At 41.1% G+C, this 24,961-nt stretch carries 25 protein-coding genes and 3 pseudogenes; 18 read left to right on the top strand and 10 right to left on the bottom strand.

The features are described from left to right. Positions 1-41: 41 nt before the first annotated feature. The 8 genes and pseudogenes from ACFJIZ_RS07775 to ACFJIZ_RS07740 form a co-directional block, all read right to left on the bottom strand. Positions 42-1,115, bottom strand: a complete 1,074-nt coding sequence (locus ACFJIZ_RS07775; protein ID WP_379091902.1) for a glycoside hydrolase family 5 protein — start codon at positions 1,113-1,115, stop codon at positions 42-44. Further along, positions 1,034-1,264, bottom strand: a complete 231-nt coding sequence (locus ACFJIZ_RS07770) for a hypothetical protein (RefSeq protein WP_379091900.1) — start codon at positions 1,262-1,264, stop codon at positions 1,034-1,036. The genes ACFJIZ_RS07775 and ACFJIZ_RS07770 overlap by 82 nt, the downstream gene beginning before the upstream one ends. 6 nt (positions 1,265-1,270) lie before the next feature. Continuing rightward, positions 1,271-2,113, bottom strand: a complete 843-nt coding sequence (locus ACFJIZ_RS07765; RefSeq protein WP_379093948.1) for a glycoside hydrolase family 2 TIM barrel-domain containing protein — start codon at positions 2,111-2,113, stop codon at positions 1,271-1,273. 137 nt (positions 2,114-2,250) lie between these two features. Then, positions 2,251-3,105, bottom strand: a pseudogene (locus ACFJIZ_RS07760) (sugar-binding domain-containing protein); the annotation flags it as partial. Between the two features lie 210 nt (positions 3,106-3,315). Next, complete coding sequence (locus ACFJIZ_RS07755) at positions 3,316-3,840, bottom strand: transposase (protein WP_379091898.1); 525 nt, start codon at positions 3,838-3,840, stop codon at positions 3,316-3,318. Between the two features lie 129 nt (positions 3,841-3,969). Beyond that, entirely contained in the window at positions 3,970-5,019 is a 1,050-nt protein-coding gene (locus tag ACFJIZ_RS07750) for a 7TM diverse intracellular signaling domain-containing protein (RefSeq protein ID WP_379091897.1), read from the bottom strand. Continuing rightward, positions 4,928-5,254, bottom strand: coding sequence for a 7TM-DISM domain-containing protein (locus tag ACFJIZ_RS07745; RefSeq protein WP_379091896.1), 327 nt, complete (start codon positions 5,252-5,254; stop codon positions 4,928-4,930). Before ACFJIZ_RS07745 ends, ACFJIZ_RS07750 begins: the two co-directional genes overlap by 92 nt. Before the next feature lie 132 nt (positions 5,255-5,386). After that, positions 5,387-5,737 carry a bleomycin resistance protein gene (locus ACFJIZ_RS07740; RefSeq protein ID WP_379091895.1) on the bottom strand — a complete coding sequence of 117 codons (351 nt, stop codon included), beginning with the start codon at positions 5,735-5,737 and terminating at the stop codon, positions 5,387-5,389. 166 nt (positions 5,738-5,903) lie between these two features. Here ACFJIZ_RS07740 and ACFJIZ_RS07735 point away from each other — a divergent pair, with 166 nt between their 5' ends. The 5 genes from ACFJIZ_RS07735 (at position 5,904) to ACFJIZ_RS07715 (ending at position 8,203) form a co-directional block, all read left to right on the top strand. Further along, entirely contained in the window at positions 5,904-6,131 is a 228-nt protein-coding gene (locus ACFJIZ_RS07735) for a winged helix-turn-helix transcriptional regulator (protein ID WP_379091894.1), read from the top strand. After that, positions 6,109-6,237: a hypothetical protein gene (locus tag ACFJIZ_RS07730; RefSeq protein ID WP_379091893.1), complete on the top strand. Its 129-nt coding sequence runs from the start codon at positions 6,109-6,111 to the stop codon at positions 6,235-6,237. The genes ACFJIZ_RS07735 and ACFJIZ_RS07730 overlap by 23 nt, the downstream gene beginning before the upstream one ends. A 101-nt stretch (positions 6,238-6,338) precedes the next feature. Continuing rightward, positions 6,339-7,160, top strand: coding sequence for a 4-hydroxy-tetrahydrodipicolinate reductase (gene dapB / locus ACFJIZ_RS07725; RefSeq protein ID WP_379091892.1), 822 nt, complete (start codon positions 6,339-6,341; stop codon positions 7,158-7,160). A 96-nt stretch (positions 7,161-7,256) separates the two neighbouring features. Further along, positions 7,257-7,730 carry a hypothetical protein gene (locus ACFJIZ_RS07720; protein ID WP_379091891.1) on the top strand — a complete coding sequence of 158 codons (474 nt, stop codon included), beginning with the start codon at positions 7,257-7,259 and terminating at the stop codon, positions 7,728-7,730. Between the two features lie 11 nt (positions 7,731-7,741). Further along, positions 7,742-8,203 (top strand): MaoC family dehydratase, encoded by a 462-nt coding sequence (locus tag ACFJIZ_RS07715; protein WP_379091890.1) that lies wholly within the window; start codon positions 7,742-7,744, stop codon positions 8,201-8,203. Positions 8,204-8,211: 8 nt separating this feature from the next. On the opposite strand, the gene ACFJIZ_RS07710 is transcribed toward ACFJIZ_RS07715, so the two are convergent. Together ACFJIZ_RS07710 and ACFJIZ_RS07705 are read right to left on the bottom strand one after the other, a co-directional pair. Beyond that, positions 8,212-8,889: a chondroitinase-B domain-containing protein gene (locus ACFJIZ_RS07710; RefSeq protein ID WP_379093944.1), complete on the bottom strand. Its 678-nt coding sequence runs from the start codon at positions 8,887-8,889 to the stop codon at positions 8,212-8,214. 23 nt (positions 8,890-8,912) lie between these two features. Then, positions 8,913-9,386: a chondroitinase-B domain-containing protein gene (locus ACFJIZ_RS07705; protein WP_379091889.1), complete on the bottom strand. Its 474-nt coding sequence runs from the start codon at positions 9,384-9,386 to the stop codon at positions 8,913-8,915. A 179-nt stretch (positions 9,387-9,565) separates the two neighbouring features. Between ACFJIZ_RS07705 and ACFJIZ_RS07700 the strand changes: the two genes are divergently transcribed. The 13 genes and pseudogenes from ACFJIZ_RS07700 (at position 9,566) to ACFJIZ_RS07640 (ending at position 24,961) form a co-directional block, all read left to right on the top strand. Then, positions 9,566-10,633: a 7TM-DISM domain-containing protein gene (locus ACFJIZ_RS07700; protein WP_379091888.1), complete on the top strand. Its 1,068-nt coding sequence runs from the start codon at positions 9,566-9,568 to the stop codon at positions 10,631-10,633. Then, complete coding sequence (locus ACFJIZ_RS07695; protein ID WP_379091887.1) at positions 10,630-11,001, top strand: hypothetical protein; 372 nt, start codon at positions 10,630-10,632, stop codon at positions 10,999-11,001. The genes ACFJIZ_RS07700 and ACFJIZ_RS07695 overlap by 4 nt, the downstream gene beginning before the upstream one ends. Beyond that, positions 10,985-11,485, top strand: coding sequence for a transposase (locus ACFJIZ_RS07690; protein ID WP_379091886.1), 501 nt, complete (start codon positions 10,985-10,987; stop codon positions 11,483-11,485). The genes ACFJIZ_RS07695 and ACFJIZ_RS07690 overlap by 17 nt, the downstream gene beginning before the upstream one ends. A 432-nt stretch (positions 11,486-11,917) precedes the next feature. After that, positions 11,918-14,983 carry a SusC/RagA family TonB-linked outer membrane protein gene (locus ACFJIZ_RS07685; RefSeq protein ID WP_379091885.1) on the top strand — a complete coding sequence of 1,022 codons (3,066 nt, stop codon included), beginning with the start codon at positions 11,918-11,920 and terminating at the stop codon, positions 14,981-14,983. A gap of 11 nt (positions 14,984-14,994) precedes the next feature. Beyond that, entirely contained in the window at positions 14,995-15,468 is a 474-nt protein-coding gene (locus tag ACFJIZ_RS07680; protein ID WP_379091884.1) for a RagB/SusD family nutrient uptake outer membrane protein, read from the top strand. Beyond that, positions 15,440-16,636: a RagB/SusD family nutrient uptake outer membrane protein gene (locus ACFJIZ_RS07675; RefSeq protein WP_379091883.1), complete on the top strand. Its 1,197-nt coding sequence runs from the start codon at positions 15,440-15,442 to the stop codon at positions 16,634-16,636. Before ACFJIZ_RS07680 ends, ACFJIZ_RS07675 begins: the two co-directional genes overlap by 29 nt. Positions 16,637-16,761: 125 nt before the next feature. Further along, entirely contained in the window at positions 16,762-17,244 is a 483-nt protein-coding gene (locus tag ACFJIZ_RS07670; protein WP_379091882.1) for a hypothetical protein, read from the top strand. A 137-nt stretch (positions 17,245-17,381) separates the two neighbouring features. Further along, positions 17,382-18,614 (top strand): glycoside hydrolase family 2 protein, encoded by a 1,233-nt coding sequence (locus tag ACFJIZ_RS07665; RefSeq protein WP_379091881.1) that lies wholly within the window; start codon positions 17,382-17,384, stop codon positions 18,612-18,614. A 7-nt stretch (positions 18,615-18,621) separates the two neighbouring features. After that, positions 18,622-18,948 (top strand): glycoside hydrolase family 2 TIM barrel-domain containing protein, encoded by a 327-nt coding sequence (locus ACFJIZ_RS07660; RefSeq protein ID WP_379091880.1) that lies wholly within the window; start codon positions 18,622-18,624, stop codon positions 18,946-18,948. Further along, positions 18,875-20,110 (top strand): malectin domain-containing carbohydrate-binding protein, encoded by a 1,236-nt coding sequence (locus tag ACFJIZ_RS07655; RefSeq protein ID WP_379091879.1) that lies wholly within the window; start codon positions 18,875-18,877, stop codon positions 20,108-20,110. The genes ACFJIZ_RS07660 and ACFJIZ_RS07655 overlap by 74 nt, the downstream gene beginning before the upstream one ends. 70 nt (positions 20,111-20,180) lie before the next feature. After that, on the top strand, positions 20,181-21,356 hold the full coding sequence (locus ACFJIZ_RS07650) for a DUF5009 domain-containing protein (RefSeq protein WP_379091878.1): 1,176 nt from the start codon (positions 20,181-20,183) through the stop codon (positions 21,354-21,356). Positions 21,357-21,361: 5 nt separating this feature from the next. Next, positions 21,362-22,491, top strand: a pseudogene (locus ACFJIZ_RS07645) (glycoside hydrolase family 18 protein). A gap of 11 nt (positions 22,492-22,502) precedes the next feature. After that, positions 22,503-24,961 (top strand): annotated as a pseudogene (locus ACFJIZ_RS07640) (glycoside hydrolase family 2 TIM barrel-domain containing protein).

Genomic DNA, 24,961 nt, shown 5'->3' with positions numbered 1-24,961 from the left:
ATAAATGGTTTGGCGACTGATGGGGCAGTCATTTGGTTTGTTTATTTTGATTTAAATCCTAAGGCTTTGATGTAGCCCTCGTTTTGTTGGTTGTTTTCGAATTTGATCAGTTCGAGGTAATCGTTTAGTGCTTTTTTGATCTTCGGTCGGTCTATTTTTAGTTCGCGCATGTGCTTGTAGCTGTTTCTTGGGCTTTCGGCATAGTCGATCACGAGGTTATAGTTTTCGGGCATTTTAACCGAGGCGATATTTTTTGGGCTGTCCATTTTTTTGTAGGGCCAAAAATGCCAACCAATCTGGTGCTCGTCTAAAAGGCTGCGGAACTTGAAGATCCATTCGTCTGTATTTTCGCCTGTTTCTCCGGCATAGATCGGGGCATTGTATTTGTCCCTAAAATCTAAAAAGCGTTGGATACTGCCTTTTACAGGCTGGTCTTTGTACAAGTGGAAGGTATAGACCACATTAGGATCTATCGGGGTATTGAATACGCTAAAATTGGTATTCCATTGGGCACCACCCAGAAAAAGGATGTGGTTTTGATCTACCGACCTTATCTCTTTGGTCAGCTCTTTATAAAAAGGAACTAAGAAGTGGTTGAGCGAATCTTTGTTGAAATAGTGCGCAATGGGTTCGTTTAAAAGGTCGTAACCTAAAATAATAGGCTCATTGCTGTATTTACGGGCAATGCTTTTCCAAATGTCTTTGGTCAGTTTACGGGCATCTTCGCTTTCAAAAAGGAAAGGATAGCCATAGCTGTCGTCAATGTTATCGCCTGTTTGTCCGGCAGGGGCGCAGTGCATATCCAAAATGACATAGAGGTCTTCTTTTTTGCACCAATTGATCACTTTGTCTAACAATTCGAAACCTCGAGAAGCATCATTTTGCCCCAAGTAGTCCTCGTTGGTAAAAAGACGATAGTTGAAAGGTACCCTTACCGAATTAACGCCAATGCTTTTAAGGTATTTGATATCGGCATTGGTGATGTAATTGTCTAGAAACTTGTTCCAGAAAAGTTTGGCTTCTGATGGGCCGATCAGTTGGGCAAAGGTTTCGTGATCATCTTTGGCGAGTTGGTGTTCTGAAACTTGAACATATAACCCTCTGGTACCAACCAATTGCCCAAATTGGTGCCTTTGATCAAAAAGGGTTTGCCGTCGGTTCCGATAATGTCCCGTCCCTTTACCTTCATAAATTTAGATTGTTGGGCCATGAGCTGCCCTGCCACACACCAAAGGCATGCGATGATTAAGCCTAATTTCTTCATTCTTACTTAAATTTTTGTTGCATTTGTTGGTAATAGTCCTTTAGTATAAAAAAGGCTTTTTTCTTGTTGCCGTTGTGGTCGATCAACCCTTTGTTGTTCCACCCATCCTGGTAGCTGGGGTTGTTTCGTCGTGGTCGATCTAAAGTCGGCCAATATCCAGGGAGAGATCCCCGAGTAATTTGCAGGCATGCGCTTGAGCATGTCTACCTGTTCTTTGTAATACCACTCTTGAAACTCTTCAGACCATAGGGTATGGTCGTCGGCGTGGAAACCGCCCACAGCTTCTGCACCTGTTTCGCTGATAAAAAGTGGTTTGTTGTATTTGGTAGACCAATTGGCTGTTCGGCAGCTTTCTGGTGTGCCACCATACCAGCCCAGGTATTGGTTAAAGGCCACAATGTCTACAAACTCGCCCAATGGATCATCAATAGAGCGCATGTTTTCTTTAGAATGGTAATTGACCTCTAAGGCTGCAGATACCAATCTGGATGGGTCTTTTTTACGGGCATAGTTTAACAGCGAATGCATAAAATTGGTGCGCACGGTACTTACTGGGGTTTCATTACCTACCGACCAAACAATCACACTGGCCCGGTTATGGTCGCGGGTAATCATTTCGTCCAACTGTTGTTCTGCCTTTTGCAGTACTTCCTTGCTGCTGAAATCGATGGTCCAATACACGGGTATTTCCGACCAAACCACTAATCCGAGCGAGTCGGCAAGTCTGGTCATGCGTTCGTCGTGTGGGTAATGGGCCAAACGGACCATGTTACAGCCCAGTTCTTTGGCCCAGCCCAATAACTGTCTGGCATCTGCGTCACTATAGGCACGTCTACCTTCTTGTGGTATTTCGGCATGGATGCTGATCCTCTTAAAAAGAGCTGTTTGCCATTTAAAAGGAGTTTTGGTCCTTGGGTTTCTATGTTTCTAAAGCCTATGCGCTCACTTAGGGTCTCTGTTGCGGTCTTTAAGGTAACGGTATAAAGCTTGGGGTTCTCTGTAGACCACGGTGTAAACGTAGGCAGGATAAAGTTAATTTCGGCCCTGTTGGCCACCACAGGGAATGTTTTCTTCACATTCAGCTCAGGGATTTCTACAGTTACCGTTTTTTGCTGGGATGGACCTTTCAGGTTTACAAAACCTTGTACCTCTTTGGCCGATTTGGGTTTCAATTGCACCACATAGTCGCTAATGTAGTTTGCGGTGAGTTCAATCAGTTTTACATCGCGGTTAATGCCCCCATAATTCCACCAATCGGTGTTAAGGGTGGGCACTTCGTTGGCAAAACGTTTGTTGTCTACCTTTACCACCAAGAAATTGTCTTTGGCCTTCAATACCGAATCGGGGATTTCGAAGTTGAAAGGGGTGAAACCTCCTTTATGGCTACCCAGTTTCTTGCCATTAAGGTACACATGGCTGCTGTAGTTTACTGCGCCAAAATAGAGGTAGAGTTTGTTGGCCGCTCTTTCTTTTACATAGTCGAAAGACTTTTTATACCACACCGTACCTTCGTAATAAAGGAATTTTGGATCCTGCGAGTTCCAGTCGCCCGGCACATTCAGGGTATTGCGATCGCTATAACCATGTTCCTTTCGGTCCATCTTATCGGTTGGTTTGTCTGTGTTCCAATAAGCCTCTTTGTCATTTTCGGCCCGTTCTTTATAACGGTAATCGTAAAAGCCGGTTTCATAGCTATCAATGATGTATTGCCACTTGCCATTGAGGCTGGTTACCCGGCGTGCATCTACATTGGTAATCAAATCGGTCTGTGCATGGGCCTGTTGCAGTAAACAGCTGCACCATAAAACAGCAACAAAAAGTCTGCGGAATAAAAAGTACATAAAGGTTGGGTTGATCTATTTGGTTTTAACTAAGGCAAATCTATACGATAGAAATCCATTGTGCAAATAAAAAATAACATAAAATACTGATATGCATGTAGTTATGATGATTTTAATACGCTTTAGTCTCGACAAAAAAAGAAGCTTTATGCCTGTAAATGTGGCACAAAGCTTCTTTTGCCTAGTCTAGTGAATTTTTTTTAATACACTTTAAAAAGATGTTGTTTTTTGTGCTTTTTTCTCTATTACGAGCTTGCTCCAGCCCATTTCGCCAGCACTTTTCAGTTCTTTTCGCTTTTCTTTGATCATCTTTTTGATCTTATCGCTAAAAGTCCAGCAGGTACCTTGGCGTAGCGAGAGCATTTCGGAGAGTTTATAAGAAGAGATTTCGCCTTTGGTAGAATAGACCAAGAACACCATATAAAAGGCTTTGTTGATGGGTATTTTGGTATTTTGGAAAATGGTGTTCATGATCACCGATTCTTGGTAGTTACAGGTAGAACAACGTCTGCTATAGGCCACACGTCCTTTGTAATAATGGGTGCCTCCACATTTATCGCATTGATAGCCCTCATTCCATTTCAGTTCGGATAAGAATTTGAAACAGGCAATGTCATCTGGGTAAGTTTTGCTAAATTCTTCAAAATTGACGTTTTTAGAGAGCACACGGGCCTGTGTAACCACTTCGATATTGGTCTGCAGGGTCTGGTTGTCTTCGGCCAATAGGGCATTCATCCGCTTGATTCTTCGGCCTGTGCATTGAGCAGTTCGTTTTGTTGCAACAGTTCTTCGTTCTGTTTCTCAATGATGTCTGATTTATGCAGTACTTCTTTGGTCCTTTCAAAAACCTTTTGTTCCAGTTCCTTATTGATGTTGTCCTTTAGTTCTTGACTGATTCTTCATCTGTTGGATCATCTGTTGTTGGGCATTGTCTTTCTTTTTCTTCATTACCCTTACCTTATCGCCAATAGCGAACGATAAGAAGAGCATCTCGATGATGAAACAGAAACTAAGGATATAGAAATTTGCCGGGCCAAAGGGTAGATTTACAGACAATACGGTTTGCAGTACCCTTACCGTTACGCCCAACAAGAGAAAAGAATAACCGGCTACAAAAAAACGGGCATAAGGATAACCTTTTCTCCAGATGTGCCAACCTGCATAATAACAGACCATTAAAGGCAGGATCTCGATGTATTTATAATTGAAGCAATCTTCATCGATCAACAAACAATATAGAAAAAACAGGGCCCTTAAGGTGATCACACCGAGCATGACCTTATTAAGCGTGGGCACCCTCGATTTTACCTGTAGAAACTCTCTGGTAAACAACAGCGATGCACTGGTGGCAAAGAAAAGGGCCACGCCAAAGGCGATCTCGTTCCATTCGGGCCAGTTTGGCCATAAGTATTGATAGGCAATGCCGTTAGAGCTCATCTCAAACATGGCAATGCTCATGTTGTAAAGGATATAATAGAGGTATTGTACCTGCCTTACGGCAAAGAACATCATCAGGTTGTAAAAGCTAAAGATCAGGATCATCCCATAAAAAGTCCCGAACAACAGGTATTCCTTTAAACCATATTCTATGAACGAGTTCATGGGTTTTAAGGCCATCATTACATTGGCAGGTTGTTTAGATTTGATGGAGAAATAATAGACATGATCCCCAATAAAATTCCTGTTGAGTTTGATCGTGAAGTTTTTGTGCTTATAGAGCCTATCCTTAAAAAGATAGCGAGAACCGCCTAGAATCTGTTTGTACTGCTGGTTGCCGATCGGCTCGTAAAAGGCAATGCTATCTATGGTCTGGTCGTAAAACTCAATTACCCTTGCTTCGTCGTCTAGATGTGCATTGCTTACCTTGATTCCGGAACCAATAGGTGCTCTTTTGGTTGTCGTTTTTAGGCACAAATACCTTGCTGGGCTTGAAACGTTTGTTGAAAGCGGGCGAGGTGACATCAGCAATGCTGAATTGCCCCAAAGGGTCTTCCAAACATTCGATTTCATTATAGCTGAGGATGTATTTGCTGGTATGCTTATCAATACTGACCGCTTTTTGTGCTTTGAGGTTAATGCTACATACAAAACACAAAAAAGCAAATGCATACAGTTTTAAAGGCACATCAGGCTTGATGTAAATTCTCATGGCGTTTTGTAGTAAGCTGGTTATACGGTTAAGGTATATCCATAGGGAGATGAAACAGTCAAAACGACTAATTGCTGTAAATATAATTTTTTATGATGTATTTGTACCTATGAATTGAATTTCTGTTGAGTACTAAAACAAAGGTTGGCCAAAGGTAAGCAGGTTGCTATCTGGGTCAAGCACCGAAAATTCTCTTTGCATCCAAGGTTTGTGCTCCAGTGCGGTACTGTTTACGTCTTTATCTCTAACCAGGTCGTAAAATGCTTCAATGTCGTCTGTTCGGATATAAACCTGACCATAGTTTTCTTTTGGGTCGAGTGTGGCAAACTCAAAAAAGTGGATCTGGATGTTGTCTTTTTCTACCATTAGGTAACCATCGTAATCGGCACTGCCAAATTCCTTAAACCCCAATTTGTTCAAATAAAAATCTCTGGTAATGGCTTTGTTGCGCATGGGTAATTTCGGGTTGATTGCTGTAAGCATAATGATCTAGGTTTTTAAGGAGTGGTTTGATGATCAAACGTAAATAAATAACTTGTTATTTGCAAGTTGTTTTTGCATTTTTGTAAGGTGAAAGAAATTAAAAAGAGGTCTGGTTGTCCGGTCAGTTCGGCGCTTGATGTAATTGGCGACAAGTGGTCGTTGCTCGATGATCCGCGACATTATGATGCATGGCAAGAACACTTATAATGAGTTTTTGAAGTCGAAAGAGAAGATTGCTACCAATGTATTGGCCGATCGTTTGGTGATGCTCGAATCGGCAGGGATATTGGTCAAAGAAGAGCATCCAGAAAGTAAGGCCAAAATCTTCTATCGTTTAAGCCATAAGGGGATTGACCTGTTGCTCGTGTTGGTTGAGCTCGATCCTTTGGGCTGATGCTTACCTGCCAGTTGATCCAGAAGCACTTGCCTATGGCGAAGTATTGAAAAAAGACAAAACAGCCATCATTAAGCAATTAACGGCCAGCATGAAAAAGAAATAGCCACAGGTCATATTTACTTAAATGATTTTTCAATTACATCGTTTTAGCTCAGGCTGGCTATATTGCCTAAAACTTAATGGCATTTATATACATATCAATTGATGGAAAACGATAAAAAATTAAGGGTTTGTGTAGCCGGTGCTACGGGCTGGGCCGCATCAGAACTTTGCAGAGGGATTGTAGCCACCTCAGATCTGGAATTGGTTTGTGCAGTAGCACGCAAAAGTGCAGGACAAGACCTGAACGAAGTATTGGCATTAGGCCACAACAACCCTATACCCATTTTTGCCACTTTAGAAGAAACCTTAAACATCCATTACGATGTATTATTGGATTATACTTCTCCAACCATAGCCGAACATCATGTAGTTACCGCCATTAACAATGGGATAGATGTGGTGGTAGGTACCTCGGGCCTAACGGATAGCCAATACGAGTATATCGCCACCATTGCCAGCCAAAAGAACCAAGCTGTGCTTGCGGTGGGCAATTTTGCCATTAGTGTGGTCCTGCTGAACAAGTTTGCCGAAATGGCGGCTAAACACATGCCATCATGGGAGATCATCGATTACGTCAGCAATACCAAGGTCGATTCGCCAAGTGGCAGTGCTTTAGAATTGGCCAATCGGTTGGGTAAGATCAATTCATCGCTCATTACAGTTCCCATTGCCGATACCAAAGGAATTAAAGAAACAAGAGGAGCCAATATCAATGGCATGCAGGTACATGCGGTAAGGTTACCCGGTTTTGTGATCTCGTTAGAAGCCATATTTGGGATGGAAAGCGAAAAACTGACCATTAAGCACGAAGCTGGGGCAAGCGCAAAGCCTTATGTACAAGGCGCATTGCTGGCCATCAGAAAAGTAGGTTCGTTTAAGGGACTGAAAAGAGGCTTGGACCAAGTGATGGATTTTAATAGCTAAAACAAGTCCAGCTTTGTGGAAATCGGTTTTTTGTTGATAAGAAAATTTGCCCTTCAGCATAAATAATGCAACCTTCGTGTATCAAATAAACAAACGATGGAAGATTTAAACGCATTAAGCCAAGTAGCAGAATTTCATAAAACCTTTAAACATCCGATTTTGGCACAGGCCACTATTCCGAGCAAAGAAAGATGCCAGTTGAGGATCGATCTGTTGGCCGAAGAACTAAAGGAATTACAGGAAGCGGTAAACGATGGCAACATGGTTGAGATTGCTGATGCGCTTTGCGACCTTCAATATGTACTTGCTGGTGCTGTTTTGGAATTTGGTTTGGGCGGTCAGTTCAAATCTTTATTTGATGAGGTACACCGCTCTAACATGAGCAAGGCCTGTACTTCTGTTGAAGAAGCCAACGATACCATTGCACACTATAAAAACAATAGCAATGTAGATGCCTATTATAAAGAGGTAGATTCTTTGTTCTTGGTATACCGCGAAGGCGACCACAAAACCTTAAAATCAATTAACTATTCTCCTGCAGACTTGAAAGGGCTGTTGGTTAATCCTTAAGCATTATATATATGTTAATCATTAGTAACTACGAGGAGTTTGAAGCTTACTTGGGTAAAGAGTTAGGCACCTCTGGATGGCATACCATAGACCAGGCACAGATCAGCAAATTTGCCGATGCCACTTTAGACCACCAATGGATACATATTGATCAAGAACGTGCAGCAACCGAAAGCCCGTTTAAGGCTACCATTGCCCATGGTTATTTAACCCTATCTTTGATTCCTTACTTGTGGAAACAGATTGCCGAGATCCGCAACCTTAAAATGGAGATCAATTATGGCATAGAGAGCTTTAAATTTGGACAAGCGGTAGTGGTAAATAGCGAAGTAAGGTTAAAAACCAAACTTAAATCTATTGTCAATTTGAGAGGCACCACCAAAGTAGTTATCGAAGTGGTTTTGGAGATCAAAGACCAACCTAAACCAGCTTATACAGGTGATGTGATGTTCCTGTATCATTTTATTGCGTAAACAATTGCTTACTGGGTAACCTGCTCGTTTTTGGTGTGGCTAAAGCTATTACCAGAAACCTGATTGTTAAATGGGGCTACATCTTGCATGGTGCGTGATGGGTATCGGGTTACATCAAACTTGCCTGTCCAATCTGCGTTTTTGCTGTCGCCGATCAAAATGCCAATATCAGCATTGGCAATCTGGTTGCCTTTGATGGTGCAATTGCTAGCCGCAATATAAAAGCCAACCTCATCTTTACCTTTCCCCATTCCATACATTAAACGGATGGCGGTTTTGATGTGGTCTATTTTATTGTTGATGATGGTATGCCCTGTGCCATTGATCCGGATACCACCTGTGCCACCCTCAAAAACATTACCCTCGATCAGGCAATCGTGGCCACCACGCATTACCAATTCGCCATCATTGTCTTTAAAGTAGTTGTTCAGGTAACGGTTGCCACTGCTCTTGTTGCTGATCACTTCGTTTTCGCCATTGCAGTTGATGAATTTGTTGTTGCTTACCGTCGATTTGGCTTCAATTACACCTAATAATACAGGGTCTTGGCCAATCTGCACACATTCGCCACCATTGCCATTTTTCCAACTTACCTTGTTTTTATCGCTAAACACATTGGCGGTGATCAATGTATATAAAGGACAATCTTCTTTGCTGATCTTCACTTGTACATCCTGGTTATCGATATTGCCATTAAATGTACAATGGTCTATCTGATTGTTAGATCCTTACCAGAAATCATGACCAACGGCATAAACTGTGCATTTACTTTGTTTTTGATAAAAGTACTGGCAGTTAAGCGACAGTTTTTGGTATCTTTAAATTCGATCAATACGCCTGTTTTTCCATTGGTCTTGGTCAGGTTGCAGTTGTTGAAACTAAAACCACTCAACACCACGAAATCGCCAGTAACCTTAAATAGGGTTTGGTCTACATCACCAGAAAAAACAACCTTTCCGGCAGTTTCTGCCTTGATTACAATAGGTTTGGCCTCGGTACCCTTGTTGGCAATGATGATGCCCCAGTTGGTATAGGTGCCATTGGCAATGATCACCTCATCACCAGCCACCAATTTGTCTAATATCGCTTTAAGTTGCATTTCGGAATTGATCCGATAGGTATGTGCATTGGCAGTTACAGAAAGTAAGATCAGGAAGAGGGAATATAAAACTGTTTTTTTCATTACCAAATGGTTTATTTTCTAAATTTAAGCTAATACCGCTTATAAAATGACAATGAAATCTTAAATATTTGTAATATCTTTAAATTTTGAAATTCAAAGTCAATTCTGCAGTATTTCATAACCAACTGCATGATCAAGAATTTAGATGTAGTGACTAATCCTAGTATATTTTTTGGTTAATGATGTTAAAAAGGTTAGCAAAATCTTTACTCTTCCTGCTTTTTATATTTGCCGGTAGCCTATCGTATGCGCAAAAGATTGTGCCTATAGATGGTAAACTGCCAGAACATATCTTTAAATCGGAAGAAGTAGTTTGGTTGGAAGACCCTAATGGCAACTTGACCTTTGATCAGATCAGCAGCACGGCGTATCAGGACAAGTTTATCACCAACATCAATTATTACCCCAAAAACTACAACCGTTCTTCTGCCTATTGGTACAGGGTAAAGGTAAATTTCCCTAAAGATCTAGACCACGCGGCTGTGATCGAATTTTTTGACCAGATCACCGATGATATTGAAGCTTACCTGCCAGATGAGAAAGGGAATTACATCCATAGCAAGGCAGGGGCAGACCTCAATTTCAAAGACCGTCTGTTTCAACATAAAAACTTCGAGTTTTTGGTTAACAGTACCCAAAAGGGAGAACATACCTATTATTTCAAGGTAAAATCAAAAGACCAGGTCAATGTGATCATTGTGTTCAGAACGGTAGAGCGGTTTATCCAATATGGTTTAACCGAATATTTTACCTTCGGCTTTTTCTATGGCATGATCGTAATCTTCAGTTTCCATAATCTGTTGATGTTCATTGCGGTAAAACGTAGGCAATACCTTTATTATATCCTTTACATTTTAAGTGTGGGAATCTACGAAATGTCTACAGATGGTATTGCTTTTCAATATCTATGGCCAAACCATCCGGTATGGAACGAGTATGCTTATGGTGTTGCCCTTTACTTTCTGAGTACTTTTGGGCTCATTTTCACCAAAGAACTGCTGCACGTAAAAATAAAGGCACCCAAGATCAACCAATTGATCAATGTGGTATTGGTATTGCGTTTGGTGTTCTTTTTGGCCTGTTTGTTCTACAACAACGATTGGTTCAAATACAAGTTTTTGGAGTTTATTCCTTTGTCGATCTGCTTTTTTACAGGATCTATATCTGGTGGCGCAAGGAATACAGACCTGCCCGCTTTTTTGTATTGGGCTATTTTTTCCTTTTCAGTGGGTTCATCATCAAGGTGATCCATATTTTAGGCTGGGCTAGGCATATTCCAGGAGCTTTAGGTTATTACAGTTTAACCTTTGGCTTCTTGTTAGAAATGGTGTTTTTATCCTTTGCCATCGGGGATCAGGTAAGGATCTTGAAACGGAAAAAAGAAAATGCACGTAAACAGATCATCAAACAGATGCAGGTCAATGCCGATCTGAAAGACAGTATCAATAGAGATTTAGAGATCAAGGTGCAGGAGCGGACCCAAGAGGTACAACAGCAATCGAGAGAGCTGCAACAAAAGAACATCACCATTGAGCAGCAGAATGAAGAACTGTTGTCTAAAAACACTTTGTTAGAGCATCAGGCCGAAGATCTCGCGGATGAACATCTTACTTGAAAAAGACAACATCACCCTAAAAACGAATATAGAAAAGGTAACCGATGCCAGGGTAAATGCCACCGAGCTAGACTTTGACGAGTTTAGTCAAAAATACCCAGACAGAGATTCTTGCTATAAGTTTTTGGCAGATATGAAATGGGAGCATGGTTATGCCTGTATCAAATGTAGCAATACCACCTATTGTAATGGTAAGGTTCCTTTTAACCGCAGGTGCACCAAATGCGCCTATGAAGAGTCGGTGCTGCACCATACCATTTTCGAAAACAACCGTATTCCAATCAATAAAGCCTTTTATCTGGTGTATCTCATGTACAACCACAAAGGCGCCATATCATCGCACAAGCTATCAGAAAAGCTCGGCATTAGACAAAGCACCTGTTGGACCTACGCTTCCAAAGTTAAAAAAGTGATGGAAGAACGTAAAAAAGACCTCAAAGGTGTAGGTAAATCTGGCTGGAGCAAGCTGGTTTTGGATAAATAATGTCCAAAAATCCCCGTTTTATAAGCTATAAGCAATATTTTTTAACTTTTTTTTAATTTTTTTTCGATGTGGTTAAAGCGTATCGTACAATTTCAAATTGTGTCGCTAACTGCACAGTAAATCAACTGATTACCGATTGCATAGCTTGCGAATTAAGCGTATCAAAATTTTTGTAACTAACTAAATATCAGTTATTTATGATGTTTTTTCATTTGCAAATATAAATCGCATTCGTCTATATTTACCTCACCAAATATTTTGGATCATTAACAAACCAACTTAAACTGTATGAGGAAAATTCTATTTAAAAGAATTTTGCGGAAGTTACCCACACTATTACTGTGTTGTTTTTTTCTGCAAATCAATGCTTCAGCTATTTCTGCTAAAAGCACAAGCAAACCCAACTATCTATCCAATTCAACAAATCCTGACTTGAATAAGGCAGATAGGTTATTGGTGAAATCGTTTGTAGATATTTCGGGGGTAGTAACCGATGCCAAAGGCCTTGCTTTGCCTGGAGTAGGTGTAAAGGTTAAAGGCACCCAAAAAGTAGCAGTTACTGACGAGGATGGTAAATTTGCACTCAAAGGTGTAGACAAAGATGCTGTACTTGTATTTACAAGCATCGGTTTTAAACCAAAAGAGGTTACCGTTGGTGAACAGACTTCTATAAGAGTAAGTTTAGAAGAAGATGCCCAAGGCTTAAACGAAGTAGTAGTTGTAGGTTATGGTACACAGAAGAAGGTAAACCTTACCGGAGCTGTAGCCGCAATTAGTGGAGCTGAATTAATGAACAGACCAGTACCCAACGTAACTTCTGCCTTGCAGGGTAGAGTATCGGGTGTGGTAATCACCAGAAATAATGGTCAACCAGGACAAGAAAACTACGGTTTAAGGATCCGTGGTACCAACTCAATTAACGGTTCTGCAGCTTTAGTGTTGGTAGATGGAATTGAGATGGACCTGAACTTGATCAACCCAGATGATGTAGATAACATCTCTTTCCTAAAAGACGCTGCAGCATCGGCTATTTATGGTGCTAGGGCTGCTGGTGGGGTAGTATTGGTAACTACAAAGAAAAGTACAAGTGGAAAAACAAGGGTTAACTTCAACTCTTATTACAGTATCAACGTAACCGCCAGACAGCCAAAACGTTTGAACTCATGGGATGAGCAGACCTTGATTGATGAGGCTCGTTTCAATGCCACTGGTGCTAGAGAATTTACACCAGAGCAGATCGAATGGTTAAAAAATCCAAACTTTAACTATCGTCCTAACCTCACCTCAAACCGTTGGGAATATTTTGACAATACAGACTGGATCAAAGCCGGTATGAGTACCGTTAACCACGCCCAAAACCATTCGGTTTCTGTTGGTGGAGGTTCTAAAGAGCTGAATTACCTGCTTTCTGGAAGTTTCCAGACCAGAGATGGGGTTTTACGTTATGGACCAGATGACAACTCTAGATATAACTTTAAACTGAACCTAAATACAGAACTGAACAAATACGTAAGTGTGGGTTTGGTAGCTGGTTATATTGGTCAGGTAACCAATTCAAATTCATTCTCTACAGGTAATATTGTAAGTGCACTTTACCGTGTACGTACCAGACAATCATTATACACGCCACCAGAAGATACTACAGGACAGCCTTACAATGGCGACTTGCAGATCAATGCGGTAGACATTGAAAAGAATGCAGGTTTTACCAGAGCGATCTACGAGAGTTTTACGGGTAAAGTAGACTTGACGGTTAAAGATTTTATCAAAGGTTTAAGGATCAATGCGGTAGCTTGGAGAAACCAAGATAACTATAACTACGAGCAAGACAGAAGGAGCTTAAACTGGTATGGCCGTAGCAATACAGAAGCACCACGTTTCAGTGCCAACGTACCAAACGGGATCAGTTTAACGAAAAACCGTGGTTACCACGACAATCTACAAACTACGGTTACCTACGATTTTAAATTAGGCAACAAGCACAACTTTACCGTATTGGGTGGAGCTGCTTATGACCAATACAGAAAAGACGAAGTTAGTGCAGGTGCAACCAATTTGTACAGTAACGATTCATTCAGCTTAAACTTCTCTGATCTTTTAAACAGAACAAATGGTGACAACGTTGAAGCGTATGCTTTCGGTTCGTTATTTGGTAGGTTCAACTATAACTACGACGAAAAATACCTATTTGAAAGTACTGTGCGTTACGATGGTAGCTCTCGTTTGTCGCCAAGCGCACGTTGGAACTTGTTCCCTTCATTCTCTGCAGGATGGAGAATAAGCGAAGAAAACTTCTTTAAAAGCAATGTGCCTGTGGTATCTAACTTGAAACTAAGAGCATCGTGGGGTCAGGTAGGTAATGCCGTAGGTACCGATATTGGTAACTACGATTACATCGCTACGCTATCAAGCGGAAGTAATTTGGTATTGAATGGTTTAAAAACCAATTATTTCTATCAAGGTGTATTGCCTTCAGTAGATAAAACTTGGGAAACCGTACAATCTTCTAACATTGGTATCGATCTAGGGATGTTCAAAGAGCGCTTGACTTCTACAGTTGAGTTTTATGACAACCGCAACAAGAACATGCTGATCTTATTGAACAAGCCAAATATCATAGGTATCGATGTTTCAAAAACCAATTCTGGCGAATTGAAAAGCTGGGGCTGGGAGGCTGAACTGAAATGGAGAGATAGAATTGGAAATTTTGGTTATAACGTAGGTGTTAACTTTTCAGACAACCAAAACAAGTTGATCAAAATGGCGGGTAAAAACCTGATCGGTACAGGGGGCGTAGTTCAAGCAATAGAGGGTTATCCTTTAAATAGTGTTTGGGGCTACAGAACAGCTGGTATCTTCCAATCTGCAGATGAAGCCAATGCTTACAAAGCAAAAGTGAGCTATCCGTTTTTTGCCAATCCTACAGCTGGAGATATCAAATATTTGGATCTAAATGGAGATGGCGTGATCAATGCCGGCGGTGGTACACCAGAAAACCCTGGAGACCTTGTATACTTGGGTAATACCAGTGCAAGATATTCGTATGGTTTTGATGTTGGCGCAAGTTGGAAAGGTTTTGATTTCTCTGTGGCTTTCCAAGGGACATTGAAACGTTCTTTTTTGATCGCTACAGAAACTTTGGCACCACTTAACGGAACAGCAAATATGCCATGGACCATCCACATGGACCGTTGGACACCAGAAAATCCGAATGCATTTTTCCCTCGCATGTACCAAACCAGTGACCACAACTATAAACCTTCAGACAGATGGACCCAAAACGGAAGCTATATCCGTTTAAAAAACCTACAAGTTGGTTATAAAGTTCCTTTCAATAAAAAGTACATCCAAAACGTAAGGATCTACTTCTCAGGACAGGATCTTTGGGAGAGTACCAAAGTGTTGAGCGTATTTGATCCAGAAGTAAGCAATGGCGTAAACTCTCAAGCTTATCCATTCTACAGGTCATATGCATTTGGTTTAAATGTTACTTTATAGTTCTAATTATCATGAAAAAAAATATATTAATCAACTCTGCTTTAGCCATCCTAATTCTGTTAGGGAGTTGCGCAAAGCTAGATAGAGCACCCGAAACAAATTTCTCTGATACCGATTTTTGGAATACAGAGGTCGACTTGATGAATGCAGCCAATAGGTTATACCAACAGATGGGTGGTTATGGCCCAGATAATCGTGCTGACGACAATACCAACCAGAACATTGATGCGATCAGTACAGGTAACAGAAGTGTACCAAGTACAGATGGCAACTGGAACAATCCATACAACATGATCTTTACAGCCAACAACATCCTTGAAAAAGGTGTAAAGGCAAAAGTGACCGAAAGCGTAAGGAACCGTTATTTTGCAGAAGCCCGTTTCTTTAGAGCTTACGCCTACGCACAGCTGATCGAGAAATATGGAGATGTGCCTTTGGTACTTAAAACATTGGCTGTTGATCATCCTGATTCTATCAATGCCTAGAACGGCTAGAGAAACCGTAGCTAAAGCCATTTATGATGACCTGGACTTTGCCTCTACATGGTTGCCAACAAGAGCGGCATTACCAGCAGCACAATACGGTCGCATTACCAAGAGTACTGCTTGGGCATTAAAGGCCCGTGTAGGTCTTGAAGAAGGTACAAGGTCGAAATTCCATGGCGTAGCCGGTTGGCAAGACCACTTGAACATTGCCGTAGCTGCAGCAACTGCCGTAATGGGACAAGGACATACGTTATTTGCCAACTATCTGGGTGAGTTTACCCACTTGGGAGATGGCATGTCGAACACTGAAAACCTATTGATCAAACAATACCTGTTAACAGTGCTTACCCACAATACTTCACGCGATTTGGAAAACGGAAGAATTGCTCCAACACGTAACCTGATCCGTCAGTTCTTGTATACGGATGGTCTTCCGGCTTGGAACTCAGATCAGACGCCATCGGCTACAAGATCTACTTTATTTGTACCAGAAGCCAGCGAAACTAGTTACAATACCATTTTAGATAACCGCGATCCTCGTATTTCTACGTTGGTATATAGGGCAGGAGAACAATCGTACCAAAGAGCTTGGGTACCACAAACTTCATTGGGTTCTAGAACTGCTTATGCAGGTAAAAAAGGCTTCGATGCTGCAGACTGGGCAAGTAATGGTAATGCAACTGTACAAAGAAACATTATCCGTTATGCAGAAGTATTGTTGATCTATGCAGAAGCCAAGTTCGAATTAACTGAAAGCATTAGCGATGCCGACCTTAACTTGACCATCAATGCATTGAGAACACGTGCAGGTTTTGCACCAAGACTAAGCAATGCTTTTGTAACGGCCAATGGTTTAAGCATGCGCGAAGAGATCAGAAGAGAAAGAACAGTTGAGCTTTCGTTAGAATATTTCAGATTTGGCGATTTGATCAGGTGGAAAACTGCCGAAACTGTAATGCCAAAACCAATTCTTGGTGGAAAATACATTGCGAGCGAATGGGTAGGTACAAATGCATCGGCATTGAACCTTAACGCAGATGGTGTACTTGTGGTTGAAGATGCAACCAAACGTAAATTCAATGCGGCAAGAGATTATCTATATCCAGTGCCATTGAACGAGATCGCACTAAGCAATAACAATGTGAAACAAAACCCAGGGTGGCAATAAACAAAAACGAACATGAGCAGGTCAGGAGCAAAGCGCTCACCAATAGCAGGTTCCTGATTGCTTCACAACCCATAAAATATACTCTAATGAAAAAATCAAATATAGTTTTATCAATCATAGCACTCATGTCACTTGCTTTTGCAGCATGTGAAAAAGATGACCCAACAGGTCCCGTTGGCTTACCGGAGTATGAAAACTACTATTATGCAGGTTTCTTGCCATGGAACAATACAGGTACAGAATCTGTATTCAGAACCCAAACCACTTTGGTGAAGTTTCCAGTACAGTTCCATTCGGCTTATGTACGTAATTATGATGCAGAAGCGAAATACACTTTAGTAACTACAGGTATTGCCAATCCGGCAGTAGTTGGACAGGATTTCAACTTTGTAGACAAAAACGGAAACGTGATCCAAGCAAATAATGGCGTTTATTCTTTAAAATTTCCACAAGCTAAAGCCTTGATCGATACCATTTATGTAAAGGTATTGAACAGCAGCATTGCCGGCACACGTAAAATAGAAATCAACATTGTAAAAAATGAAACCAGCGAGTATACCGTAGGTAATTTCTCGCAGGCCTTTAAACGTTTTTTAGAAGTTAAATAGGCAAAATAATCCAAGTCATTAAAATCGGCCTGCCAGAAATAGCGTAGGGTAGGCCGGTTTTGTTGATTGCTAAATCTTAAATTTTAACCCGAATCTTTTGGTTTCAATGCAGTTATAGCCTACCAAATAGCTGTCAATTGATTTTTTACTTTTATAATGTACCAATCTACCTGTTTGAAAAAGAGGTCCTCCTCTTCCTTTTATTTTTTGCTTCCTTTAACGCTATTGCCCAACAATCAAAAAGCATTTTGCCAGCAAGAACATCGGTAAACCTAAATCAGAACTGGTCTTTTGCCAAAGATCCGACTAAACAATATGTTGCTGCAAATCTAAATGGTTTAAAGTGGGCTACAGTGCAGATTCCACATACCTGGAATGCTTTTGACGTAATGGACGATACGCCCGGTTATTACCGTGGAATTGGTTGGTACAAGAAAAAGTTGGCACTCAAACCAGCATGGAAAGGAAAAAAACTCTACCTCTATTTTGAAGGGGCCAACCAAGAAACCACAGTTTATTTAAACGGTAAAAAAGCTGGCCACCATGTGGATGGTTACAATGCCTTTCGTGTGCCTTTGAGCAACCTTAAATTTGATGGTACCGACGAGATAGCAGTAAAAGTAGACAACAGTTACAATGAAAATATAGCCCCATTAACCGCCGATTTCACCTTTTTTGGTGGCATTTACCGCAATGTTTCTTTATGGGTACTCACACCCGTGCACTTTGAAGATAACCTATACGCCTCAAAGGGTGTATATGTACATGCCGAACAAGTTTCTAAAACTGCTGCAGCAGTAATGGTAAACGGGAATTTGATCAACAGTTCATCAAGCACGCAAAAACTGACCATTGTTACTACGTTTTCTGATGCAAACGGAAAGCAAATTGAAGAGGTGAGTTCTGCTGTTACAGCAGGTTTAAATGAACTTGTGTCATTTAAACAACCAGTGATATCGGTTAAACAGCCAAATTTATGGTCGCCAGAACATCCTTATCTCTATCAGGCCAAAACCCGCTTGTTAGAAAATGGTACCGGAAAAGTATTGGATGAAGTAAAGGTAGACGTAGGTTTGAGGTTTTTTAGTTTTGATGCAGAAAAAGGCTTTTTCCTAAACGGACAGCCGTACAAATTAATAGGCGCTAGTCGCCACCAAGATTTTGAAGGTATGGGCAATGCCGTACCATCAGCCTTGCAGGTAAAAGACATTACCCTATTGAAAGAGATGGGAGGTAATTTTTTACGTGTGGCACATTATCCGCAAGATCAGGCCGTTTTAGATGCCTGCGACAGGATGGGAATCCTAACCTCAGTTGAAATCCCTATTGTAAACGAGATCGACCGAAACGGAAGATTTTTACCGCAATAGCAAACAGATGCAACTGGAAATGATCAAACAGAACTATAACCATCCAAGTGTGATCATCTGGGCCTATATGAACGAGGTGTTGCTGAAGATGAAGTTCAACAATGATCCCGAAAGGAAACAAAAATATTTAACCAATATTGCCACATTGGCGCAGAACTTAGAAGATTTAACAAGGGCAACAGACCCTACACGATATACCATGATGGCCAATCACGGCGATATCAATGGATATACCAAGGCAGGTTTAACCAAGAATCCCCATGTTGGTGGGTTGGAACTTGTACCAAGGTTGGTATGGAGGGAAATCGGAAGATTTTGGGACGAACTTGGATAAGATCGATCAATTGATGCCCGATAAACCTATTCTGGTAACAGAATTTGGGGCAGATGCCGATCCGAGGATCCATGCATTTACACCGATCAGGTTTGATAAGAGTTTGGAATATGCCATGCTTTACCACCAGATCTATATCAAAGATATTTTAAAAAGGCCTTTTGTGGCAGGTGCAGCGGTTTGGAACCTTTCTGATTTCAATTCAGAAACCCGGGAAGAAACCATGCCACATGTGAACAATAAAGGGTTAATGACCTTGGCCAGAAAGCCAAAAAATACCTATTATCTATACAAAGCTAATTTTCAGAGCAAACCATTTCTAAAAATCGGCGATGGTACTTGGAAATTTAGAGGCGGTCTTGCACTTGCGAACGAACCTACAGCTACCCAGCTTTTACAGGTAATCAGTAATACCGACAGCGTTGAACTTTGGGCCAATGGCAAAAGTTTGGGCAAAAAGAATGTGGTAGAAAGATTGACCAATTGGGAAGTGCCTTTTAAAAATGGCAAGAACCAGATCAAAGCGGTTTCGTTTGTTGGGGGTACTAAAATTGAAGATCAAAGTACGATCGATTTCAACTTACAACCCGCTGCTATGGCCAATTTTAAAGCCATCAATATTCTTATGGGTAGCCAAAGACAATTTATAGACGAGCAGAAACAAGAAATCTGGTTCCCTAGTCAAGCTTACCAAACAGGCTCTTGGGGGCATAAAGGAGGCGAGGCCTTTAAAATCAAAAACAGTGGCCGCCAAAGTTATGGCACCGATAAAAACATTAGAGGGACTGTTAATGATCCTGTTTACCAAACCCAATTGGTGGGCTTAGACAGTTATCAACTGGATGTACCTAAAGGCAAATATGAAGTAACCTTACACTTTGCCGAATTGATGGGCAATGGCATCCAATCTGTTTTACCCTACAATCTTGACAGCTTGATTGCTGTAAGTAAGGAAGTACCTGAACAAAGGATATTTGATGTTTACCTAAATGATAAACTGGTGGTGAAGAAGATCAATATTGCAGCCACTTATGGGATTGCCAATAGTGTACAGAAGCGGTTTGAATGTGTGGTTACAGACGAGAAAGGTATTCGGATTTTATTTAAGAATAGTCAAGGTAAAGCTGTTTTGAATGCCTTACAGGTTAAAAAAATTAATTAAAAATAGATTTTAAGTAAAGCTGATCAAAATTCATGTTATCTTTTGGCTAACTAAAACTAAACCATAAAGAATGAAAGCGCTACCTAAACGGATTTTATCCATAGATGTACTTAGGGCCATTACCATGTTGCTCATGATTTTTGTGAACGATGTAGCTGGTGTAGCCCAAATTCCGAAATGGATTGAACATACCCCAGCAGATGTGGATGGTATGGGTTTCTCCGATCTCATTTTTCCAGCTTTTCTTTTCATTGTAGGCTTATCTTTACCCTTCGCTATTCAAGCTAGACTAAAAAAAGGAGATTCTAACAAGGCATTGATCAGTTATATTCTGTTAAGGGCATTGGCCTTAATTGTAATGGGTTTTTTCCATGTCAACTTAGAAAGTTACAACAGTGAGTTGGCCTTGCTCAGCTATCCAGTATATGTGATTTTGTTGACAGCAGGTTTCTTCCTGATCTGGTTGGATTATCCAGAAAAGATCGGCAAAACTATAAAATCCGCTCTGATGGCTTTAGGCATCCTTACGGTAGCTGCAATGGCTTATTTATATAAAGGCGGTACTGCTGCTGCCCCCAAAGGCATGGAACCACAATGGTGGGGCATTTTAGGAATTATTGGTTGGGCTTATCTGTTTTCGGCCTTGGTCTATTTCTTCACAAAAGGTAAATTAACAACATTGATAACTGCTTTTATCGCATTTGCATTGATCAATATCGCTAACCATACACAACTAGTCCACGTAGACCTGTGGATGGTAGGGGATGCTTCGTCCATTACGTTGATGCTGGGTGGAGCAGTAATTTCTACCCTGTATTCGGTTTTGGTAGCTAAACAGAAAGACAAAAGCTTATGGTTGATCCTTATCTTATCTGGAGCTTTGGCTATTGTTTTTGGCTTGTTGATCAGACCTTATGCAGGTGGAATTTCCAAGATATATTCAACCCCAGCTTGGGTATGGATCTGTATGGGCATTAGCATTTTAATGTTTGAATTGCTCATTTATCTTGTTGATGTAAAGGATAAGAAGAATTGGTTTGAACTGATCAAACCTGCAGGTACCAGTACCTTAACCTGTTATTTAGTGCCTTATGTGTTGTATGCTGTATTTAATTTGATAGATTTCAATTACCCCCACTATTTCAATTATGGCATTGGTGGAATCATCAGGTCGCTGTTCATTGCCTTTTTAGTGATCAGGCTGGTGGCCTTTATGGAAAAGAAAAGTATCCGTTTAAAAATCTAAGCCCTATGATCAGATCAAATAGTAACATCAAGCAGTTTTTTCTTTTGTTAACGGCAGTAAGCCTACTGTCGGCAGTTAACATACCTGCCAAAAAACCAGTGGTAATTGGTTATGTAACTGGTTACAATGGTTTAACCAATACAGATTACATTGCTGCAGAAAAACTGACCCATATCAATTATGCTTTTGTAAATGTAAAAGACAACAAGGCCCATCTAGAGAACTTAAAGACCGATACCGTAAATTTTGCCCGTTTAAATGCCTTAAAGCTTAAAAATCCAAACCTGCAGTCTTAATATCGATTGGAGGATGGGCTTGGAGCGAGAACTTCTCTAATGCGGTGCTCACCGATTCTTTAAGGAAAGGTTTTGCGGCAAGCGCTGTGCAGATGATCCGTCAGTATAAATTAGATGGTGTAGATATCGATTGGGAGTATCCGGGCATGCCAGGCGAAGAGGGTAATGTCTATCGCCCAGAAGACAAACAGAATTTTACCTTGATGTTCGAAGCCCTTAGAAAAGAACTCGACGTGTTGGAAAAGGAAACAGGCAAAAAGAAATTACTCACAACAGCAACAGGTGGTTTTGTTTCCTTTTTGGATAAAACCGAAATGGGCAAGGCCGCTAAATATTTAGATTACATCAACCTGATGACCTACGACTATTATCCCTCAAAACAGGCTGCACACCATACCAACTTATACGATTCAAAAAGTTATCCTTCAAGTAATTCTGCAGACAGGGCAGTGCTTGCTTACATCAATGCTGGTGTACCGGCCTCAAAAATTGTAATGGGTATCGCCTTTTATGGCAGAAACTCAAAGCTAAGTCCAGATGCACAGAAAGGCTTGGGCGATACGGTACTTGTGGCCAACAGTTATGGAAAGGGTTATACTTTTACCAAAGATAGCTTGGTCAACAAGAAAGGTTTTATCGAGTATCAGGATCAGGATGCAAAAGCACCTTATCTGTTCAATGCAGCCACCAAACAATTCATTTCTTACGACAACGAATGGTCTGTAGCCCATAAATGTGAATATGTGTTGAAACATCAATTGGGTGGGGTAATGTTTTGGGAGTACAGTTCGGACAATAAAGGTTATCTGTTGAACCAGATCACCAAGAGTTTTAAATAATCAACGGAATAATGACAAAGAAGATCAGCGCTATTTTACTGCTTTTATTAGGTTTTAACCAGCTTTTACAGGCACAGACCAGTAAACGTTTAAACAACAACTGGGAGTTTGTTAAACAAGACTTAGGTGGTGTTTGGGAAGCATTGCGACCAGTTAAGGCAGGAAATCCTGAAGAACTTCCGTTTTGGCAAAAAGTAAACCTGCCACATTGTTTCAATGCCACCGATGCCGTTCGATCCAGATGTAAACTATTACCAAGGTCCGGGTTGGTACAGAACTTACATCGACATCGAAAATCCTTATGCAAAGGGGAGGACTTTATTACATTTTGAAGGTGCTGGCCAAAAAACACAGGTTTACATCTACAACGTTAAAGTTGCTGAACATGTTGGTGGTTATGACGAATGGACGGCAGACATTACTGACGCCGTTGCTGCATTTAAGAAGACAGCTGTTTTTAACAGTCAATACAAAGGGAAGATCCTGTGGTGATCAGGTGCGACAACTCTAGAGACTTAGAAATGATTCCTTCTAGCCTGTCAGATTTTAATGTATACGGAGGAATCTACCGTTACCTAAACTTGATATATGCGCCACAACTTTCTGTAGATAAATTGTTTGCAAAAGCTACTGTTGATGCCAAAGGCAGTTTAGGTAAATTGAGCATCAGTGCGAGGTTATTGAATCCTGATGCGGTAAAAAATGCTACGGTACAGATCAAGGTTGCCGATCCATCTGGTAAAAGCATCGCTGATTTTAGCAAAGAAATTGTAAGTTTCAAAGGCGATTCATTGTTGATGGAAACGACATTGAAGTCGCCAAAATTATGGTCAACAGAACTACCGCAACAATATCAAGTGGCGTTGAGCATTACGGCCAATGGCACTACATCAACCCTTAGCCAAAAAGTGGGTTTCAGGAATTTCGAATTTGTAAAAAAGGGACCGTTTATGCTCAATGGCAAACGTTTGTTGTTACGTGGTACACATCGACACGAAGACCATGCGGGTGTAGCTGCGGCCATGACCGAGGAAATGATCATCACCGAGATGAAGATGATGAAGGAAATGGGTGTCAATTTTATCCGTTTGGGTCATTATCAACAATCGAGATCGTACTTGACCTATGCGACAGTTTAGGGATTTTGGTGTGGGAAGAAATTCCATGGTGCAGAGGTGGTTTAGGTGGTCCGATTTATCAGCAACAAGCCAAAAGGATGTTGACCAATATGATCGAGCAGCATTACAACCATCCATCCATTATTATTTGGGGTTTGGGTAACGAGAACGATTGGCCAGGAGATTTTACGGAATTTGACCAGCAAAAGATCAGGACCTTTATGAAAGAACTGAACGACCTTTCGCATCAGTTAGATCCATCAAGAAGTACAGCCATCAGGCGATGTGATTTCTGTAGGGATATCGTAGATGTGTACTCGCCCTCTATTTGGGCGGGCTGGTACCGTGGTGATTATACAGAATATAAAGACGTATCATTGGCCGAATTTAATAAATCAGACCGTTTCTTGCATGTAGAATGGGGTGGCGACAGTCACGCCCGACGACATTCGGAAAACCCTGACAATGCCTTGAGCAAGATCAAAAAAGGTGGTGGTGCCGATGAAAGGGCCGGAGACGCTTCGCTATATGGCGGTGCCGCAAGGGTAAGTAAAGATGGCGATTGGAGCGAGAGCTATATTGCAAATCTGATCGACTGGCATTTAAAAGAACAAGAAACCATGCCTTGGTTAAGTGGAACCGCATATTGGCCATTTAAGGATTTTTCTACCCCCATCAGACCAGAAAATCCAGTTCCTTATGTGAACCAAAAAGGGGTAGTAGAAAGAGATTTTACGAAAAAAGAGGCTTTCTATATCTTCCAGTCCTACTGGACAACCACACCAATGGTGCATTTGTATGGTCATTCGTGGCCAGTGCGTTGGGGAGAAGAAGGGGAAGAAAAAATGGTGAAAGTCTATTCTAACTGCGATGAGGCAGAACTGTTTGTAAATGGAAAGAGTTATGGCATCAGAAAAAGAGATAGCCAAAATTTCCCTGCTGCGGGCCTGCGTTGGCAAGTACCCATGCAAAAAGGTAAATACACGTTTAAGGTAGTAGCCAAAAAAGGAAAAGTAACCGTTACCGATGAAATTACGCAAGAATACCAGACCGAAAAATGGGACAAAGCAACTCAAATGACTTTAACCAAGTTGGAAGAAAAAGACGGGATTGCCACCTTAGAGGTAAAGCTATTTGATGCCAACAATGTGTTGTGTTTGGACGCCATCAATCTGGTATCGTTCAGTTTGGTAGGCGATGGCGAACTGATCAGGGACCAGGGAACTTCGACTGGGTCGGCCAAAGTGCAGCTGTACAATGGTAGGGCGATCATCAAGATGAAAACCAATGGTGCAAAAAGTGTAGTGTCGGTGCAGTCTAAAGGTATTCCAACTGTGTTTTTAAATCAATAA

It is taken from the genome of Pedobacter sp. UC225_65, from assembly GCF_042698365.1.
Classification (GTDB): domain Bacteria; phylum Bacteroidota; class Bacteroidia; order Sphingobacteriales; family Sphingobacteriaceae; genus Pedobacter.
Note: the sequence above shows the minus strand (reverse complement) of the source record. Positions and strands in the feature narration are given on the sequence as shown.

Bases quoted from the DNA above. Each gene is read 5' to 3' on its own strand.
- ACFJIZ_RS07705 (WP_379091889.1), bottom strand. From the start codon at position 9,386: ATGAAAAAAACAGTTTTATATTCCCTCTTCCTGATCTTACTTTCTGTA.
- ACFJIZ_RS07715 (WP_379091890.1), top strand. From the start codon at position 7,742: ATGTTAATCATTAGTAACTACGAGGAGTTTGAAGCTTACTTGGGTAAA.
- ACFJIZ_RS07655 (WP_379091879.1), top strand. From the start codon at position 18,875: ATGTTGGTGGGTTGGAACTTGTACCAAGGTTGGTATGGAGGGAAATCG.
- ACFJIZ_RS07690 (WP_379091886.1), top strand. From the start codon at position 10,985: ATGAACATCTTACTTGAAAAAGACAACATCACCCTAAAAACGAATATA.
- ACFJIZ_RS07700 (WP_379091888.1), top strand. From the start codon at position 9,566: ATGATGTTAAAAAGGTTAGCAAAATCTTTACTCTTCCTGCTTTTTATA.
- ACFJIZ_RS07735 (WP_379091894.1), top strand. From the start codon at position 5,904: ATGATCCGCGACATTATGATGCATGGCAAGAACACTTATAATGAGTTT.
- ACFJIZ_RS07770 (WP_379091900.1), bottom strand. From the start codon at position 1,264: ATGAAGAAATTAGGCTTAATCATCGCATGCCTTTGGTGTGTGGCAGGG.
- dapB (WP_379091892.1), top strand. From the start codon at position 6,339: ATGGAAAACGATAAAAAATTAAGGGTTTGTGTAGCCGGTGCTACGGGC.
- ACFJIZ_RS07680 (WP_379091884.1), top strand. From the start codon at position 14,995: ATGAAAAAAAATATATTAATCAACTCTGCTTTAGCCATCCTAATTCTG.
- ACFJIZ_RS07740 (WP_379091895.1), bottom strand. From the start codon at position 5,737: ATGCTTACAGCAATCAACCCGAAATTACCCATGCGCAACAAAGCCATT.
- ACFJIZ_RS07650 (WP_379091878.1), top strand. From the start codon at position 20,181: ATGAAAGCGCTACCTAAACGGATTTTATCCATAGATGTACTTAGGGCC.
- ACFJIZ_RS07720 (WP_379091891.1), top strand. From the start codon at position 7,257: ATGGAAGATTTAAACGCATTAAGCCAAGTAGCAGAATTTCATAAAACC.
- ACFJIZ_RS07670 (WP_379091882.1), top strand. From the start codon at position 16,762: ATGTCACTTGCTTTTGCAGCATGTGAAAAAGATGACCCAACAGGTCCC.
- ACFJIZ_RS07660 (WP_379091880.1), top strand. From the start codon at position 18,622: ATGCAACTGGAAATGATCAAACAGAACTATAACCATCCAAGTGTGATC.
- ACFJIZ_RS07755 (WP_379091898.1), bottom strand. From the start codon at position 3,840: ATGAATGCCCTATTGGCCGAAGACAACCAGACCCTGCAGACCAATATC.
- ACFJIZ_RS07745 (WP_379091896.1), bottom strand. From the start codon at position 5,254: ATGAGAATTTACATCAAGCCTGATGTGCCTTTAAAACTGTATGCATTT.